The sequence below is a fragment of the Pseudoalteromonas sp. H103 genome (genome assembly GCF_001469205.1).
Classification (GTDB): domain Bacteria; phylum Pseudomonadota; class Gammaproteobacteria; order Enterobacterales; family Alteromonadaceae; genus Pseudoalteromonas; species Pseudoalteromonas carrageenovora.
This window is the reverse complement of the sequence record NZ_LOFG01000012.1, coordinates 480,104-496,139: the sequence shown is the minus strand read 5'-3', so window position 1 is coordinate 496,139 and position 16,036 is coordinate 480,104. Positions and strand designations below refer to the sequence as shown.

At 38.7% G+C, this 16,036-nt stretch carries 14 protein-coding genes and 1 riboswitch; of the genes, 9 read left to right on the top strand and 5 right to left on the bottom strand.

Annotated features, from left to right (window positions below; genetic code table 11):
* Positions 1-6 precede the first annotated feature (6 nt).
* Positions 7-1,464 carry a tRNA uracil 4-sulfurtransferase ThiI gene (gene thiI / locus ATS74_RS09520; protein WP_058548657.1) on the top strand — a complete coding sequence of 486 codons (1,458 nt, stop codon included), beginning with the start codon at positions 7-9 and terminating at the stop codon, positions 1,462-1,464.
* Positions 1,465-1,502: 38 nt separating this feature from the next.
* Here thiI and ATS74_RS09515 read toward each other — a convergent pair whose 3' ends face one another.
* On the bottom strand, positions 1,503-2,405 hold the full coding sequence (locus ATS74_RS09515) for a ketopantoate reductase family protein (protein ID WP_058548656.1): 903 nt from the start codon (positions 2,403-2,405) through the stop codon (positions 1,503-1,505).
* Positions 2,398-2,751 (bottom strand): VanZ family protein, encoded by a 354-nt coding sequence (locus tag ATS74_RS09510; RefSeq protein WP_058548655.1) that lies wholly within the window; start codon positions 2,749-2,751, stop codon positions 2,398-2,400. The genes ATS74_RS09515 and ATS74_RS09510 overlap by 8 nt, the downstream gene beginning before the upstream one ends.
* Positions 2,752-2,902: 151 nt before the next feature.
* Here ATS74_RS09510 and ATS74_RS09505 point away from each other — a divergent pair, with 151 nt between their 5' ends.
* The 3 genes from ATS74_RS09505 to ATS74_RS09495 all read left to right on the top strand — a co-directional run bounded on the left by ATS74_RS09505 (position 2,903) and on the right by ATS74_RS09495 (position 6,471).
* Complete coding sequence (locus tag ATS74_RS09505) at positions 2,903-3,385, top strand: YajQ family cyclic di-GMP-binding protein (protein ID WP_058548654.1); 483 nt, start codon at positions 2,903-2,905, stop codon at positions 3,383-3,385.
* 174 nt (positions 3,386-3,559) lie between these two features.
* Positions 3,560-4,351, top strand: coding sequence for a hypothetical protein (locus tag ATS74_RS09500; protein ID WP_058548653.1), 792 nt, complete (start codon positions 3,560-3,562; stop codon positions 4,349-4,351).
* An 86-nt stretch (positions 4,352-4,437) separates the two neighbouring features.
* Positions 4,438-4,604, top strand: a riboswitch (cobalamin riboswitch).
* A 37-nt stretch (positions 4,605-4,641) separates the two neighbouring features.
* Positions 4,642-6,471 (top strand): TonB-dependent receptor domain-containing protein, encoded by a 1,830-nt coding sequence (locus ATS74_RS09495; RefSeq protein ID WP_058548652.1) that lies wholly within the window; start codon positions 4,642-4,644, stop codon positions 6,469-6,471.
* A gap of 126 nt (positions 6,472-6,597) precedes the next feature.
* Here the strand turns inward: ATS74_RS09495 and msrA are convergent, their stop codons facing one another.
* The 3 genes from msrA to ATS74_RS09480 form a co-directional block, all read right to left on the bottom strand.
* Complete coding sequence (msrA, locus tag ATS74_RS09490) at positions 6,598-7,134, bottom strand: peptide-methionine (S)-S-oxide reductase MsrA (RefSeq protein ID WP_058548651.1); 537 nt, start codon at positions 7,132-7,134, stop codon at positions 6,598-6,600.
* Between the two features lie 85 nt (positions 7,135-7,219).
* Positions 7,220-10,318 carry an efflux RND transporter permease subunit gene (locus tag ATS74_RS09485; protein ID WP_058548650.1) on the bottom strand — a complete coding sequence of 1,033 codons (3,099 nt, stop codon included), beginning with the start codon at positions 10,316-10,318 and terminating at the stop codon, positions 7,220-7,222.
* A gap of 3 nt (positions 10,319-10,321) precedes the next feature.
* Positions 10,322-11,374 carry an efflux RND transporter periplasmic adaptor subunit gene (locus tag ATS74_RS09480; protein WP_058548649.1) on the bottom strand — a complete coding sequence of 351 codons (1,053 nt, stop codon included), beginning with the start codon at positions 11,372-11,374 and terminating at the stop codon, positions 10,322-10,324.
* Between the two features lie 246 nt (positions 11,375-11,620).
* Here ATS74_RS09480 and ATS74_RS09475 point away from each other — a divergent pair, with 246 nt between their 5' ends.
* From ATS74_RS09475 to ATS74_RS09455, 5 genes are all read left to right on the top strand, one after another.
* Complete coding sequence (locus ATS74_RS09475; protein WP_058548648.1) at positions 11,621-12,325, top strand: DUF2982 domain-containing protein; 705 nt, start codon at positions 11,621-11,623, stop codon at positions 12,323-12,325.
* A gap of 21 nt (positions 12,326-12,346) precedes the next feature.
* Positions 12,347-12,679 carry a hypothetical protein gene (locus tag ATS74_RS09470; RefSeq protein ID WP_058548647.1) on the top strand — a complete coding sequence of 111 codons (333 nt, stop codon included), beginning with the start codon at positions 12,347-12,349 and terminating at the stop codon, positions 12,677-12,679.
* A 68-nt stretch (positions 12,680-12,747) separates the two neighbouring features.
* The gene (locus ATS74_RS09465; RefSeq protein WP_058548646.1) at positions 12,748-14,400 is read left to right on the top strand and encodes an Lcl C-terminal domain-containing protein; all 1,653 of its coding nucleotides are present in this window, start codon (positions 12,748-12,750) and stop codon (positions 14,398-14,400) included.
* A gap of 9 nt (positions 14,401-14,409) precedes the next feature.
* Positions 14,410-14,928, top strand: a complete 519-nt coding sequence (locus ATS74_RS09460) for an Lcl C-terminal domain-containing protein (RefSeq protein WP_058548645.1) — start codon at positions 14,410-14,412, stop codon at positions 14,926-14,928.
* 184 nt (positions 14,929-15,112) lie between these two features.
* Positions 15,113-16,030, top strand: a complete 918-nt coding sequence (locus tag ATS74_RS09455) for an ExeA family protein (protein ID WP_058548644.1) — start codon at positions 15,113-15,115, stop codon at positions 16,028-16,030.
* Positions 16,031-16,036 lie beyond the last annotated feature (6 nt).

The following is a 16,036-nucleotide window of genomic DNA, read 5'->3' as shown; positions in this document are numbered from 1 at the left end:
TGAACTATGCTTAAATTTATCGTCAAACTACATCCTGAAATTGCCATTAAAAGCCGTTCGGTACGTAAACGCTTTACTAAAGTGTTAGAAAATAACATTAAAATTGTATTGCGTCGTGTTGACGAAAAAGTACAAGTAAGAAACAACTGGGATAATATTTCAGTCGTTACTAAATTGGTTGATGCACAAACGCGCTTAGACTTTATTGACAGCCTGCAGCGTATTCCTGGAATTGTGCAATTTATTGAAGTAACCGAAACAGACTTCACTACACTTGACGATATTTATAAAAAAACGATTGATCTAGTAGGGCATACGATTGTTGGCAAAACATTTTGTGTACGCGCTAAACGTATCGGGCAACACGATTTTACTTCAACAGATTTAGAACGTTACGTAGGTGGTGGCTTAAACCAGCACGTAGAAGGTGCACGCGTTAAGTTAAGCCGCCCTGAAGTAACTATTCGCTTAGAAGTAAAAGACGATAAAGCCTACATAGTAACGCAAACACATTTTGGTATGGCTGGTTTCCCACTGCCAACTCAAGAAGACGTGCTTTCGCTTATGTCGGGTGGTTTTGACTCCGGTGTAGCTAGTTATCAAATGATCCGTAAAGGCGCTCGTACGCACTTTTTATTCTTCAATTTAGGTGGCGCAGCTCACGAAATTGGTGTTAAACAAGCAAGTTACTATTTATGGAAAAAGTTTAGCTCTACCCATAAAGTTAAGTTTGTAACTGTTGATTTTGAACCCGTAGTCGCAGAGATTTTAGAAAACGTTGAAAACAGCCAAATGGGTGTTGTACTAAAACGCATGATGATGCGTGCAGGTAGCCAAGTTGCTGAAAAGCTAAACATTCAAGCACTTGTAACTGGTGAAAGTATTGGTCAGGTTTCAAGCCAAACACTAGCTAATTTAAGCGTGATTGATCGCGTAACCGAAACGCTTATTTTACGCCCGCTTATTCAGCACGATAAGCAAGAAATTATTAATATTGCCCGCCAAATTGGTACCGCAGAAATGGCCGAAACGATGCCAGAGTACTGTGGCGTAATTTCTAAAAAGCCAACGGTTAAAGCTAAAATTGATGTTATTAAAGGCGAAGAAGAAAAGTTCGACTTTGATGTACTAAATACCGTAGTAGAAAATGCCCGCATTATGGATGTACGCGACATTGACGTAGAAGCTAAGCAAGAGCTTAAAGAAGCTGAGTCGGTTGCTGATTTACCAGCTGGCGCAGTGGTTGTTGATATTCGTTCTCCAGAAGAGGAAGACGCAGCACCACTTGAAGTTGATGGCATTGAAGTTGTGCATTTACCGTTTTTCCGCCTAGCGACTAAATTTGGTGATTTACCAAAAGACAAAGATTACTACCTATATTGCGATAGAGGTGTAATGAGCCAGTTACAAGCGCTTATTTTGCATGAGCAAGGCTTCGGCACAGTTAAAGTTTATCGCCCATAAACAACAAACCTTAAGTAAAGTATTTATATAAGCGTGGTTTATACCACGCTTTTTTTTGCCTCAATTTTAGCAAGTAGCTCATTATTATAAGGTGTTTTAATATTATAAAGTTTGCCTTGCTGAGCGATATAGCCACAAATGGCTCTAATTTCGGTTGTTCTGTTATGAACAACATCTTGTTGCATAGATGAGTAATTATCGCAGGTTAGCTCCATTATTTTATAAGCGGTGTTTAAAGCTTTAATTAATGGAATATTAAGACCTTGGGCCCTAGCTATGTTGCAAGCTTCATTGAGAGCGTTAAAAATTACAGCATTGAATTTTGGTGCACGTAACTCACCATTTTTTACATTGTTTAGGGCGCTTAGGGGATTAATCGCAATATTAACAAGTAGTTTTTCAAAACGAAGCTGATGAATGTTATCAGTCCATTTAACGTTAGGTACTGCTTTGAATGCATTAGTGATGACTTCGTTATCTTGAAGCGCTAGGTTATTACAACCGCCAATAATACTTTGCCCCTCACCGCTATGTTGCACAATATACTGGTTAGATTTATACCCAGCCATGCTGGTGGTTAAAAAGTAGAGTGCTTGGTTACTATTGAGCTGATTACTTATTTCGTCAATATTTCCCATTCCATTATGCGAAAGAACGACAGAGCAACCTTTAGGTAAAAAAGATTTTACTTGAGTAAAGGCATCGGGTACCTGAAAGGCTTTAACCGTAAATAATACAAGATCAAATTCACTGTTTTTATTTAGCTGATTTAAAGAAATAAACTGTGCGTTGATTTTTTTAGACGCATTATTGCCACGGCTATAAAAACGTGTGTTCGTAGAGGCTTTACGAGTTAATACCGTTACATGATTTGATGTGCTTAAAAAGTGGCACAGTAATAAGCCTATAGCGCCATCACCAACAATTAAAATATTAGCCATATGGGTTCTTTTTTCGAGGGGTAAAAATAACTCTAATTAAAAAGTAGCTAGCAGCACCAGCAAAGTCAGCAAAAAAATCACCTAGTGATGCCTGTCTGTAGGGGAGGGCGTCTTGCATTATTTCTATAGATGCACCGTATCCAGCCAGTAGCATTATTTGTGCATACAAAGGAAGCTTAAACGCTTTATCCATTATGATAGCTAGTACGAAAAAAATCCCGAAATGGGCGACTTTATCAACATGGGGGAATAAATTTACAACTCCGCCTTTTACTTCCTTGGCAAATAAAAAGGTAAAAGCCACTATACTGATTAAAAAAATTGCTTGATAAACACGCCTTGTCACGACAAATCCTAAAATCGCTTAAAAAAGAGTCGCAAGTATATCAAACTAAATTAGTATCGCACCTGAACAGCATGCAGAAAAATGTAAAGATTTATAATTTTAGCGTTATAATTGCCGCATAAAATTAAGATTAAATAGTTAGGAGAAACCAATGCCTTCATTTGATATTGTATCTGAAGTAGAAATGAACGAAGCTAAAAACGCGGTTGATAACGCAAATCGCGAGTTAGAAACGCGTTTTGACTTTAGAGGCGTAGACGCTTCAATAGAATTAAACGACAAAACAATTAAACTAAAAGCAGAAGCTGACTCACAAGTTATGCAATTGTTTGATATTTTAGCCAGTAAAATATCAAAGCGCGGTATGGATGTAGCGAGTTTAGAGCTGCAAGATATTACGCGTGCAGGCAAAAATGTTTTTCGTAACGTTGGCCTTAAACAAGGTATTGAAAAAGACATGGCTAAAAAAGTAGTTAAAGCCATTAAAGATTCTAAAGTAAAAGTACAAGCCGCTATTCAAGGTGAAGAAGTACGTGTTACAGGTAAAAAGCGTGACGATCTACAAGAAGCTATGCAGGTAGTTCGCAGCGCTGACTTAGGCCAGCCTTTTCAGTTTAAAAACTTCCGCGATTAATTATTTATAGTAGGGCTAGTTATAAATAATACCTCTTCAACCTGCGCTTAATAATATAAGCTCAGGTTGAGCTATTTTTAAGCGCTGTTAGCACCCTTAATAAATCAAACTATGTTTAATAATTAAGCTACTATACTTATACTCTTATTAAATATTTTTGTTTTAGGTGCATTAATGAATCGCTACCAACTTTTAGTTTTTATTACTTTTGTATTTTTTAGTAGCTCAAGCACAAGTAAAGCAATAGATATAAATGTATTAGTAGAAGATGGTTATTTTCCTATAGTCATTAATGCCCAAAAACAGCAGGGCTTAGCCCCTGAGTTTATTAAAGTATTAAACAATACCCAAAGTGAATATAACTTTATACTCAATTCATTACCTGTAAAAAGGTTGACCAAATCAGTAGAGCAAAACAGATTTGATGTTTTATTTTTAATGGCGCAGCAATGGATCCCTCTATCAGCGCGAGAAAATATTACCCAAAGCAAATTTTATGTTATTACTAAAAATGAATTATATGCACTTAAAGAAAACGCCAAAGATCAAACCTACTTTGATGACTTACAATCATTAACTAAAGCCGGTGTACTTGGTTACTCTTATCACTTTGCAGGGTTTAATACCGACGCGTATTACTTAAGTGAAGAGCATAATGTTAGCCTCACAGTTGACGAGTTCAATGTAGTAAAAATGCTGTTATTGCAGCGCGCAGATGTCGGTGTTTTAAATAATATTGCTTATCAATATTTTAAAAATAAAAAAATATTCGATATGAGTTTGTTATATAAAAGCGAAAAACCAGACGCGGTGTTCGACACTCACTTTTTAGTAAGCCCTAAGCAAAGCAAAATATCTGCATCTAAAATAGATTCAATTCTTAACTCAGCAGCTACAAAGCCCCATATTATAAAGTTACTAAATAAATACTCAGCACCATCTAGCTTTGATAATACACCAGAGTAATTAGGTTTTAGCTGTATAGACGTCCGTTGACATTTGTAAACAAAGTACTCACAATAGCCGCATATTTTTAAGGTGCTTGCTTAGTGCTCATGCATTGGTTTTAAGGTATTGAAACTAACAGCAAGATAATCGGGAAGTTGGTGCGTATTTATGACAAAAGCAATCCCAACACTGCCCCCGCAACGGTAAAATATTAACACTTTCTTTATGGTGTTTACTGAGTCCGGAGACCGGCCTTAAAGTAATCTTACTTACTTAAATCTTTGCGGTGGGCAAAGATAGGGACCATCATGTTAAATAAAACAACACTTGGCGTTGCAATTACTGCTGCGCTGTCATTTTCTGTGTCTGGCGCAGAACAATCAATTGAAAAAATAACCGTAACAGCTAATAAATTTGAGCAATCAATTAATGATGTTTTAGCAAGCGTAAATGTTATTGACCGTGCTGAAATAGATGCAAGCAACGTGCGTGACTTACCAACGCTATTAAGTAAACAAGTTGGCTTTCAAATTAATCCTAACGGCGGCTTTGGCCAAAATTCTGGCGTGTCTTTACGTGGTACGGGTTCTGGCGATACGTTAATTTTAATCGATGGCGTACGGACGGGTTCGGCAACGCTTGGTCAAAAAGCGCTAAGTAATGTTCCTTTAAATAGTATTGAGCGTATCGAAATTATTAAAGGCTCACGTGCTGCTGTTTATGGCTCAGATGCTCTTGCGGGTGTTATTAATATTATTACGCGTGAAGCTGATAATTTATCTTTAGATGCTACTTTTGGCTCAGACGCATACCAAAACTATCAAGTTGCGGGCTCTGTTAAATCGGCTGAGGTAACCACCGCTTTTAATGCGGGTTATGAAAAAACAGATGGCTTTGACGCATTGCAAGGTGTGGCACCCGATGAAGATGGCTATGAAAATAAAAACCTTGGTTTTAAAGTAAATTACTCCGACGCATATTACGGCGACTTTAAGTTACTAGGTCAATACAGCGAAGGTTACGCAGATTACGATAGTCGCTTTAGCCCTGCAACAAGTACTGTGGAAACTAGTGATTTTAAAAATTATCAGCTTTCTGCTGGTTGGAATAAAAACTACATTAGTCAATCACACAGTATTGATATTGCTATTTCAACAGATGATTCACACGATACTTCAGCATTTGGCGAAAATGATTTTATAACTAAACGTGTGCAATTGGATTATAACGGTCAGTATAATTTATCAGAAGTACTTAATATTAGTGGCGGTGTTAACTGGTACAATGATGATGTAAGCCACAGTTCAACACAATATGATGTACAAGAACGTGATGTGTTAGCTGTATTTATTGGTGCATATTACAACGCTGAGAAAGTATTAGCTAATTTAACTGTACGCCAAGATGATGATGAGCAATTTGGTGACGAAACGACTTACACTGTGGCAGCCGGATATCACTTATCTGAAGATGCAACCTTTAGAATAAGTCAAAGTACTGGTTTTAAAGCGCCTACCTTTAACGATTTATATTTTCCAGCCTTTCCAGGTTTTCCACCTTCATCTAACCCTGATTTAGAGCCTGAAAAATCATTAAATCGAGAGATTGGATTAAATGTAGATTTTGATGTAGCAAGTGTTGACGTTGCTATTTTTAGAAATGATATTGAGGATAAAATTTCTTTAGACACTAATTTCTTTCCTATTAACTTAAACGAAGCACGCTATGAAGGGGTTGAGTTTGGCCTTTCTCAGCAGTTTTATGGGTTTGATAGCAATATTAACTTTACTTACTTAAGTGCTGAAAACAAAGAAACAGGCGCAGAATTACGTAACGTTGCTAAACGTACATTCAACTGGGAAGTAGCAAAACAGTTTGGTGCATTTGATGCAACACTAGATATGCAATACCGTAGTGACCGAGAAGGTGCAGTAACGCGTTTAGGTTCTTACACACTTTGGAACTTAGCGGGTAATTACCAAGTAAATGAGCACATTGAAGTATCACTTCGTGTAGAAAATTTATTTGATAAAGAATACAACGCGGTTGATTCAAATGCTGATTTTACAACGGGTGAAGTGTATTACTACAACACACCAGAGCGTCGCTTCTTTGCAGGCGCAAGCTACCAGTTTTAGTCGTCTTTAATAACCTTTTGTAGTTAAAGGTTTTTTAAGTTGAGCTGAAAATACAAAAGCCCGGTTTAAATCGGGCTTTTTAATGTGTAGCTAAATTTAACTACTTAAATTAACTGCTTAAATTAGTTACTCAGTTAAAAACTCTCTAAAAACGGTTTCAAACTTGTGTAATTTAGGTGCTATTAAAATACTACAGTAACCTTGTTGTGGGTTTTCGTTGTAGTAATCTTGATGATAATGCTCTGCTGGGTAATACGTTGTAGCTGGGCTAACCTCTGTCACTATTGGCTCGCTAACGTGGTTTTGTAATTGGGCTATCATTTCATTGGTTTGTGTGAATTGCGCGTCGTCATGGTAATAAACAACGCTTCTGTATTGCGTGCCTATATCGTTACCTTGGCGATTTAATTGCGTTGCATCATGCAAAGTAAAAAACATTGCTAAAAGTGTTTCAAAGCTCACTATAGCGCTGTCAAATTCAATTTTAACAACTTCTGCATGCCCGGTAGTGCCTGTACAAACTGATTGGTAAGTCGGCGTGTTTGTTTCGCCGCCAGTGTAACCAGAACTTACGTTTAATACGCCATTTACACGCCTAAATGCAGCATCTATACACCAAAAACAGCCGCCACCAAATGTTGCTACTTGCTTTGCTGAGCTCATAAATTATTCCTAAATGTGTATGGAGTTTAAAGGCGAGCATAAAATGAATGCGCCGTAACAACAAGGTTACGGCGCAATTAAGCGGTTAGATCTCTTCTAAAGGTTTATCTTGTGCTTGTTTATCAAGTTTTTGTTGTAAAAACTCAGGCGATTGTGTGTTTCGAGCTAACGCATAATACGCAGCAGGTACAACAAAAAGAGTCAGCAAGGTAGAGACTATAACGCCTGTAAATACAACAACACCAATTACCATGCGGCTTTCAGCACCAGGACCTGAGGCAAGTACTAAAGGTACCGAACTCATAACCGTGGTCAGCGAGGTCATAATAATAGGGCGTAAGCGCTGAGTTGCTGCCTGCAAAATAGCTTCGCTAAATTCAACGCCTTTATCACGTAGCTGGTTAGTAAACTCAACGATTAAAATACCGTTTTTAGCGCTTAAACCTATGAGCATGACAATACCAATTTGGCTGTAAATATTGAGCGTAAGGCCAGTAGACCATAAACCAAACATAGCGCCCATTAAGCCAAGCGGTACAGTTAGCATAATTACAAACGGGTGCATAAAGCTTTCAAATTGCGCTGCCAGTACTAAAAAAGTAACCGTAAGAGCAAGTATAAATACATAGGTCATCGCAGATGCACCTTCGTAATAAAGCTGAGATTCGCCTTTATAATCTACAGCACCATCAATATCGTTTTCCTGCGCGGCTACTTCATTCAAAAAGTTAAGCGCTTGCTCAAGCGTATAGCCATCAGCTAAGTTAGCGCTTAGCGTTATAGCGCGCATACGATTATAACGATTTAATCGCGATGCTGTGGCTTCTTCTTTTAAGCTGATAAGGCTGTCTAGCGGTACTAGCTCACCGCTTCGCGATTTAAGGTATATGTTTGAAATATCAGTAGGGTTAGCAAAATCGGCTTTTGTGCCTTTTAAAATTACATCGTATTCTTCACCACGGTCAATAAAGGTGGTTACGCGGCGCTGACCTAACATTGTTTCAAGGGTTGTGCCTACATCTGATACCGACACACCTAAATCAGCCGCTTTGTTTTTATCTATGCTAACTAAAAACTGTGGGAAGGTTTCTTTATAATCATGGTCGATTCTTACAAGGCCTGGGTTTTGCTCGGCACGTTTTATTATGCGGTCGCGCCAATCGGCTAGTTGTGCGTAATCGTTACCTTGCAATACAAACTCAATAGGGCGAGATGAGCCACCACCGCCAATACCGCGGCGCATAATGGCAAAGGCACGTACATCAGTAACTTCTTGCATTTTACCGCTTATTTCATCCATTACTTCCCAAGTAGAGCGTTTACGCTTATCCCAATCGGCCATACCTACAATTGCCACGCCGCCGCTACCGCCCCAACCAGGCACTCGAACAAGCACACGGCTAAGCTCACCTGCTTGCGAATAGGGCATTAAGCGCTCTTCAATTTTTGCCATGTTGGCGGCATTATTTTCGTAGCTTGCGCCTTCTGGACCACTCATCATAATAAAGAATGTACCACGGTCTTCTTTTGGCGTTAGCTCAGAGGGGACTTGTAAAAATAGCGAATAACTAACAAAGCCAGCAAGTAATAAGCTCACCATTAATCCCCATTTACGGGTTATATTGGTAGATAAGGACTTACGATAGCTTGATTCTATTTTAGTAAACTGACGGTCCATCCACAGGCTAAACTTGTTTGGTTTGTCAGATACTTTAAGTACTTTAGAGCAAAGGGCAGGAGCAAGCGTTAGCGCGGTAACGCTTGAGAAAAATACGGCAGCACTTACAGCCATTGCAAACTCTGTAAATAAGGCGCCTATACGGCCATCCATAAATACAAGCGGCACAAATACCGATATAAGCACTAGTGTGGTTGCTACAATTGCAAAACCTACTTCACGTGCGCCCCTAAATGCGGCTAACAACGGTGGCTCACCCAGCTCTATACGGCGGTGAATGTTTTCAAGCATTACAATGGCGTCATCTACGACTAAACCAATAGCCAATACTAATGCCAATAACGTTAATAGGTTGATTGAGTAACCCATAGCAAGTAAAAACATAAAGCTACCAACCAGTGCTACGGGTACAGTTACCGCCGGGATAAGCGTTGCTCGTATATTGCCTAAAAACAAAAATATAACCAGTACAACTAGCCCCATAGATATTGCTAGAGTGCTGTAAACTTCACTAATTGACTCTTTAATAAACACAGAGGAGTCGTAGCTGTCTTGAATAGTAGTACCTTCAGGTAGGTTTCGTTTTATTTTTTCAAGTTCGCTGCGGGCATTGTCTACCACGGTTAACGTGTTTGCTTTAGCTTGCTTAACAATGCCTAAACCAATCATGTTACGGCCATTACCACGGAACAAACTTTCATCGTCAGCAGCTTCTAGCTGAACGTCGGCAACTTCGCCTAAACGTACTAAATAGCCTTCTTCACCACGCTTTATTACTAGGTTTTTAAAATCGCGTTGATCTTTATAGCTTCGGGCTGTACGTACAGTAAAGTCACGATCTATCGACTCAATTTCACCTGCTGGTAGCTCAACGTTTTCTGTACGTAGCGTATTTTCTATATCACTTGATGTAATTCCACGGGCAGCCATGGCTTGGCGATTTAGCCAAATTTTCATCGCGTATTGGCGCTCTCCGCCAATACGTACGTTTGATACACCATCAACGACGGCCAAACGGTCAACAATAAAACGCTGAGCGTAATCAGATAGTTGCAACGAATCCATTGTTTCGCTGTTTAGTACAAACCACGCAATAGGGCTTTCATCACTATTTGATTTAGATATTTCAGGTGGGCGTACTTGATCAGGTAAGCTATCTAGAGCGCGAGCAACTCGCTCTCGTACATCGTTAGATGCAGCGTCTATGTCGCGGTTAATATTAAACTCAATAGTAATGTTTGAACGTCCATTACGACTTGATGAGTTAATACTTTTAATACCTTCAATACCTGATATACGATTTTCAATTATTTGCGTTATTTTGGTTTCTATAATCTCAGCAGACGCGCCAGTGTACTCAGTACTTATATTTACTATAGGCGTTTCAATATCTGGGTATTCTCGAAGTGGCAGCATAGTAAAAGCAACCAAACCAAAAGTAAGCAGTAGTAAATTAATTACAATGGCAAAAACAGGGCGTTTAACGCTAGTATCTGTAATCTTCACGTATTACCCCTTTATGCTTACTTTGCTACCAGAGCGAATTTTTATTAGCCCTTCAGTAACAATTTGCTCGCCATCGGTTAAGCCTTCATCAATAGCAACCCAACCATTGTTTCTGCCGGCAACATGTACTTCAATTCGGTTAGCTACACCATCAGTAATTTGAAATACAAAATGTTTATCTTGAAGTGGGATCACGGCTTTTTCAGGCACCATTAATGCCTGATTACTACTTAGCTCCAGAGCCGTGTTTAATAACATGCCAGGGCGAAGTAATCCTGATTTATTAGCAAAGCTTGCAGTAACTTCAACGCTGCGAGTTACAGAGTCGATACGCGAGCTAATATGCGTTACTTTGCCGTTAAACGTTTGCCCTGGGTAGGCGTCGTTTTGAGTTAATACCTTCATACCTATAGCTAGCTGAGATAAGTATTTTTCAGGCACTTTAAAATCAACTTTAATAATACTAATATCATCAAGTGTTGTGATAATGGTTGTATTACTTACGTATGCACCTACTGATATTTCTCGTTTACCTAGTAGACCAGAAAAAGGCGCAGTAATCGTCATTTCGTTTAGCTTTGTTTTTGCGCTTTCTAGTTGAGCCTCTGTTGCATCAACACGCGAAAGTTGCTCCTCTAGTAGTGACTTTGCTGTTGATTGCGTACGTGAAAGCTCAGTAAGGCGGTCTAGCTGGCGCTTTTCTTCACGCAGGTTTATGCCTAGTTCTTTAACCGCTAGTTGTTCTTGCTGGCTTTGTAGTTGAACTAATTTTTGACCTTTACTGACTAAGTCGCCATCTTTAAAGTATATATCTGTGACATAGTCGTTTTGTGCACTTTTAATATAAATTGCTTGGTTTGCGCGGGCACTACCAATGGCTTCTATCATTACTGCGTTTTCTTGAGAGGTAACCGTGTGAGCTGTTACTTGGGTCGACATTTGCGATAAATCGGCCTGTTCACCGTGGCTAGCGGGTAAATATAAGTAAACGCTAAATATTAAAAGTAGTGTAATAATAAATGGAAAGAGAGCTTTACCTGATTGTCTTGAGTACATTGATTTCATACCTGAAAATGAATTGTAAGTATTGTACGAAATAAGACCGGGAAAAGGCGGTTATGTATCTCATAAATTTGTGCGTTAAGCGTAAAAGTAAATAAGATTTATTCATTGTTCCTATTTTGTTGAGGAAAAGCGGTAAATGTATGAAATTTAAAACCACCTGTAGTTTTTGTTTAACCACAAGAAAGGTCATACTTTGGGCCGTTATTATGTTTGTATTTTATATGGTGTTTTATCAATATGGATAAACTTAACAAAGCGGTTAAATATCGTGCTCAAGGAGCTCGCTATGCAATAGAAATACTTATTGTTGGGGCGGTAGGCCTTGCCTTTATCATGCTGTTTAACTTATTGCGGCCGGGTGAAATTAGCATACTAGAAATATTTTTAGTAAGTTTGTGTATAGCCGCTATTTTTGTTGGTTTTTTAAAAACTCAAGAGCCTTATTACAGTCTAGTTTTAAGTGAGTCTGAATTAATTTATTGCCACAAATATGGCGCGTGGAGCATGTCTTGGAGTAATTTTCATCACAGTGGGATCCCTAAAGTAGAAGATGGGCTTGATCACCTAGAGCTTAATGCTGTGGGTGTTAAATTAAACGACATAGATGAGTTTTTAACAAGTATTGCACCGCGAATTGCAGGGAAACTATTAATAGAACAGCGCAACTTATTTATGCAAGTTGTTCAAAAACATTGCAAAAATGGCAATTGCCCATCAGAATGGTTAATAGAAGATACACATTACACTTCCTTAAAAGGAAAGAGCTATACTGGACTTATAGCTATGTTTGCTAATAGAACTAAGCACCTTCAACTGTTAACAGGTTACGACTTATTGTTACCTGCCAGTGTATTAGATAGAGATATTTGGGCATTTAGTGCTAACTTAAATAAGTGGAAGCGCCAGCCCAGTCAGTTTATAGCGTCGCAAATTAATAATTAAATTGCGGCTGTAGGAAAGAAGATGAGCCAAGACAGAGCCTTTTTAAAAAGTGGTCGAAATACCATAATACATAAAGACAAAAAACTTGATTTAGTGGTAGTTAACTCTGAGATCCACCCTAAAATAAAAGTAACTCAAAATGGCCTAGAACCATTTAAAGAAGAGTTACCTAAAAATCGACGTGACGCAAAAGACCGTTACCTAGAAATGGTTTACGTTAGCAGTGCAGATGTTTTTGGTGAAGAAAAGCAACTGCTTTTTATTCAGGCTTTGGATGGTCGAGAGTACAAGGTAGATTACAGTAAAATAGGTACAAAGTTGTTTGTGCGTATCCATCAAGATACTTATATGTAGCTATTTAATGGCATCTTTATTGCTTGTGATTACACTATAGTAATTATTTGACATAAAAGGTGCTACGTATGAAAGCGTTTGCTTTAATCCCTCTCATTTCTTGCGGTTTGCTGAGTGCGTGTGGAGGCGGTGGTGGTAGTGACGATACCGGTATAGAGTCATCAGTGAATGCCGGAACTGACTTACAAATTATCGAAAAAAGTGAATTTACCATTACTGCACAAGGCTCTCCTGCAGACGGTACATTTACTTGGCAACAAGTAAGTGGCCCAAGTTTAGATGGATTCCCACTTGATGGTGCAGAGCAAACCCTTACAGCACCAGATGTTAAAGCTGACAGTGAAATAATTTTAAGAGTTAGCTATCAAAGTACTGGAAGCAGTGCTGTTAGTGATGATATTACAATTTCTGTTAGTTCTAATAATCAGCTACCTCTTGTGGTAGTAACGCAAACCTTACCCGAAACACTTCCCTCTGTTTATAAAGATACAATTACCTTAAGTGCTCTTGAATCAACAGATCCTGATGACAATGGCCAAATAGATACTTATTTTTGGGAACAGTTATCAGGCTTAGATCTTGATATTACAAGCTTTGATGAGTCAACGCTGAGCTTCTCTCATCCGTTACTTGAAAGCAATACCAATTTATCTTGGAAATTAACAATTACTGACGATGAAGGTGGGCAAGCAAGTACGCAATATGATATGACACTTAATAAAACTAATGAGCTGGTGGATGCTAATGCTGGGGATGATCAAACTGTAGAAGAGTTTGAATTAGTTACCCTAGATGCAACAGGCAGTGAAACAGTCACAGATACTTATGAGTGTACCTGGCAACAACTTACCGGTAATGCCGAAACGCTTAGTAGCGCGAGCCAATGTACAACAACATTTACTGCATCTGATGTAGATACAGATACTACTTTAAGCTTTGAGGTGACAGTAACAGACTCAAAAGGGCGTACCGATACAGATTCTTTATTTGTTGATGTTACACCTAAAGCGCTGGGACTTATAAACGACAGCGGTGTAGGTGAGTGCTATAACAATACTCAACGAATAAACTGCGCAAGTGATGACTTTCCTGAGCAAGATGCTGAGCTTGGCCGCGATAGTTACGCAAATAGATTAGATAAAGTAGGTAAAGGTAATCTGGCATTTGATTATACTAAGTTAAACAAGTTTGCCGATGAAGTTGCAGATGATAGCAGTGACTTTACCTGTATTCGCGATAATGTGACTGGCTTAGTGTGGGAAGTAAAAAGTGCTCCTTCAGGTACTGTGCCAGACACCTCATTGCGAGATGGGCAAAATCATTACTTTTGGGATATAGGAGAGACTACTTTTACAGATACAAGTACTGCAAATAGCACGTGTCCTAACGATACAAGTTGTGGAGTTCAAAGTTATATAAACGAAGTGAACGACTTAGATTTTTGTGGTGGTACTAATTGGCGTTTACCAACGTACACTGAGCTTTTAGGTTTAATTGATTATGGCAAGCAAGGGCAAAGAGTATTGATCGACGAATCGTTATTTCCTTATATCCCTCAAGCGGGCGAGATAGAAGATGTAGATTTACCTTATTGGACCTCGCAAACAGCCGCCGATGGTACTAGTTTATCGCAAGCTTATATTATCGATATGAGTAGCGGGAATGACCTTGCTTACCCTAAAGAAAACACCGCTTATGTACGCCTAGTTAGAAGCCGTTAGGAGAAAATGATGAAATTAAAATTACTCTATGTTCTAGCTGCTACCGCGTTTAGCTTTAATGTTGCTGCTGAACAAACATGTTACGCAGGTGCAGACACTACAACCGCAACAGATAGGTTTACTATAAATACAGACGGTACAGTATCAGACAGTGAAACAGGTTTAATGTGGCAACGATGTAGCTATTCGCAAACCTACAACGAGGATACAGAACTGTGCGAAGGGTCTACACCTTCTATTAATTGGCAAGAAGCTCTGCGCGGAGCAAAAAATGATACAACCGCCGATTACGATGATTGGCAAGTGCCTAATATTAAAGAGCTTGCGAGTATTTTAGAGCACAGCTGTACAGAGCCAAGTATTAATGAAGATGTATTTTTAGGCACCAAGCTGCAAAATTATTGGTCAAATACATCGGGTGTAAGCACAATGAGCTCAGCATGGGTTTATCAATTTGATAGCGGGCTAAATAGTTTACACGCCAAAACAAGTAACGTGTATTTACGCTTAGTTCGTTACGAAAAATAACATAAACTATTATTTAGCTGATGCTACTTATAAAGGCATTACACTAAAAAGCACAGCTTTAACGCTGTGCTTTTTTGTTTTACATAAATTTACGTTATTTCACCAATAAAGTGCTTATAAGATTGTTACTTAGTGTGTTTTTTTGCCATTATAGGCCGTGATTTAATTACGAAGGAATATCACGGTGTATTTAAGCTATTTTGGCCTAAGCGAAAAACCTTTTTCGATCTCGCCTAACCCTCATTACTTATTTTTAAGTGAACGCCACAAAGAAGCATTAGCACACCTAACCTATGGATTGGGTGAAGATGGCGGCTTTGTATTATTAACGGGCGAAGTAGGCACAGGTAAAACAACTATTACGCGCAGTATGTTAGAGCAGCTGCCAGAAAATACGCAAGTGGCAATGATCCATAACCCTGCGTTATCAGAGCTTGAACTTTTAGCAAGTATTTGTGATGAGTTAAAAATTAGTTACGACTCGCAAAATGCCACACTAAAAAGCCTAACCGATATTATTAAACAGCATTTAGAAATGAATAATAAGTCGGGTGGCCACACCATACTTATTATTGATGAAGCCCAATTATTAGCACCTGATGTACTAGAGCAGTTACGCTTATTAACTAACATAGAAACTGATCATAAAAAGTTACTGCAAATAGTGCTAGTAGGGCAACCTGAATTGCAAGAGCTATTAAAACGAAATGAATTAAGGCAACTTGCTCAGCGAATTACTGCTCGATATCACTTATTACCGTTAACGCAAGGGCAAACGGTGGCTTATATTAAGCACCGTTTACATATAGCAGGCTGTGATAAAGGAATATTTTCAATGGATGCCATGCAAACTGTCCATCAGTTAACTGGCGGAGTGCCTCGCTTGATGAACTTAGTATGTGAGCGGGCATTAGTAGGGGCTTTTGCAAAGCAACAGCTAATAGTAGATAGCGATATAATAAAAAAATCAGCGCAAGAATCATTACCTATGGATTTTATAGCAACTGATAATAGCGCTTCAAAACCAAGTGGATACACCTCGTACGGCTTTGCCTTTGTTGCATTGTTTGCAGCAGGTGTTGGCCTTTCATTTATTATATAGTTAGGT

Excerpts from the sequence above, each read along its gene's own strand:
- msrA (WP_058548651.1), bottom strand. The coding sequence starts at position 7,134 with ATGAGCTCAGCAAAGCAAGTAGCAACATTTGGTGGCGGCTGTTTTTGG.
- ATS74_RS09515 (WP_058548656.1), bottom strand. The coding sequence starts at position 2,405 with ATGGCTAATATTTTAATTGTTGGTGATGGCGCTATAGGCTTATTACTG.
- ATS74_RS09480 (WP_058548649.1), bottom strand. The coding sequence starts at position 11,374 with ATGTACTCAAGACAATCAGGTAAAGCTCTCTTTCCATTTATTATTACA.
- ATS74_RS09505 (WP_058548654.1), top strand. The coding sequence starts at position 2,903 with ATGCCTTCATTTGATATTGTATCTGAAGTAGAAATGAACGAAGCTAAA.
- thiI (WP_058548657.1), top strand. The coding sequence starts at position 7 with ATGCTTAAATTTATCGTCAAACTACATCCTGAAATTGCCATTAAAAGC.
- ATS74_RS09475 (WP_058548648.1), top strand. The coding sequence starts at position 11,621 with ATGGATAAACTTAACAAAGCGGTTAAATATCGTGCTCAAGGAGCTCGC.
- ATS74_RS09460 (WP_058548645.1), top strand. The coding sequence starts at position 14,410 with ATGAAATTAAAATTACTCTATGTTCTAGCTGCTACCGCGTTTAGCTTT.
- ATS74_RS09500 (WP_058548653.1), top strand. The coding sequence starts at position 3,560 with ATGAATCGCTACCAACTTTTAGTTTTTATTACTTTTGTATTTTTTAGT.
- ATS74_RS09470 (WP_058548647.1), top strand. The coding sequence starts at position 12,347 with ATGAGCCAAGACAGAGCCTTTTTAAAAAGTGGTCGAAATACCATAATA.
- ATS74_RS09495 (WP_058548652.1), top strand. The coding sequence starts at position 4,642 with ATGTTAAATAAAACAACACTTGGCGTTGCAATTACTGCTGCGCTGTCA.
- ATS74_RS09465 (WP_058548646.1), top strand. The coding sequence starts at position 12,748 with ATGAAAGCGTTTGCTTTAATCCCTCTCATTTCTTGCGGTTTGCTGAGT.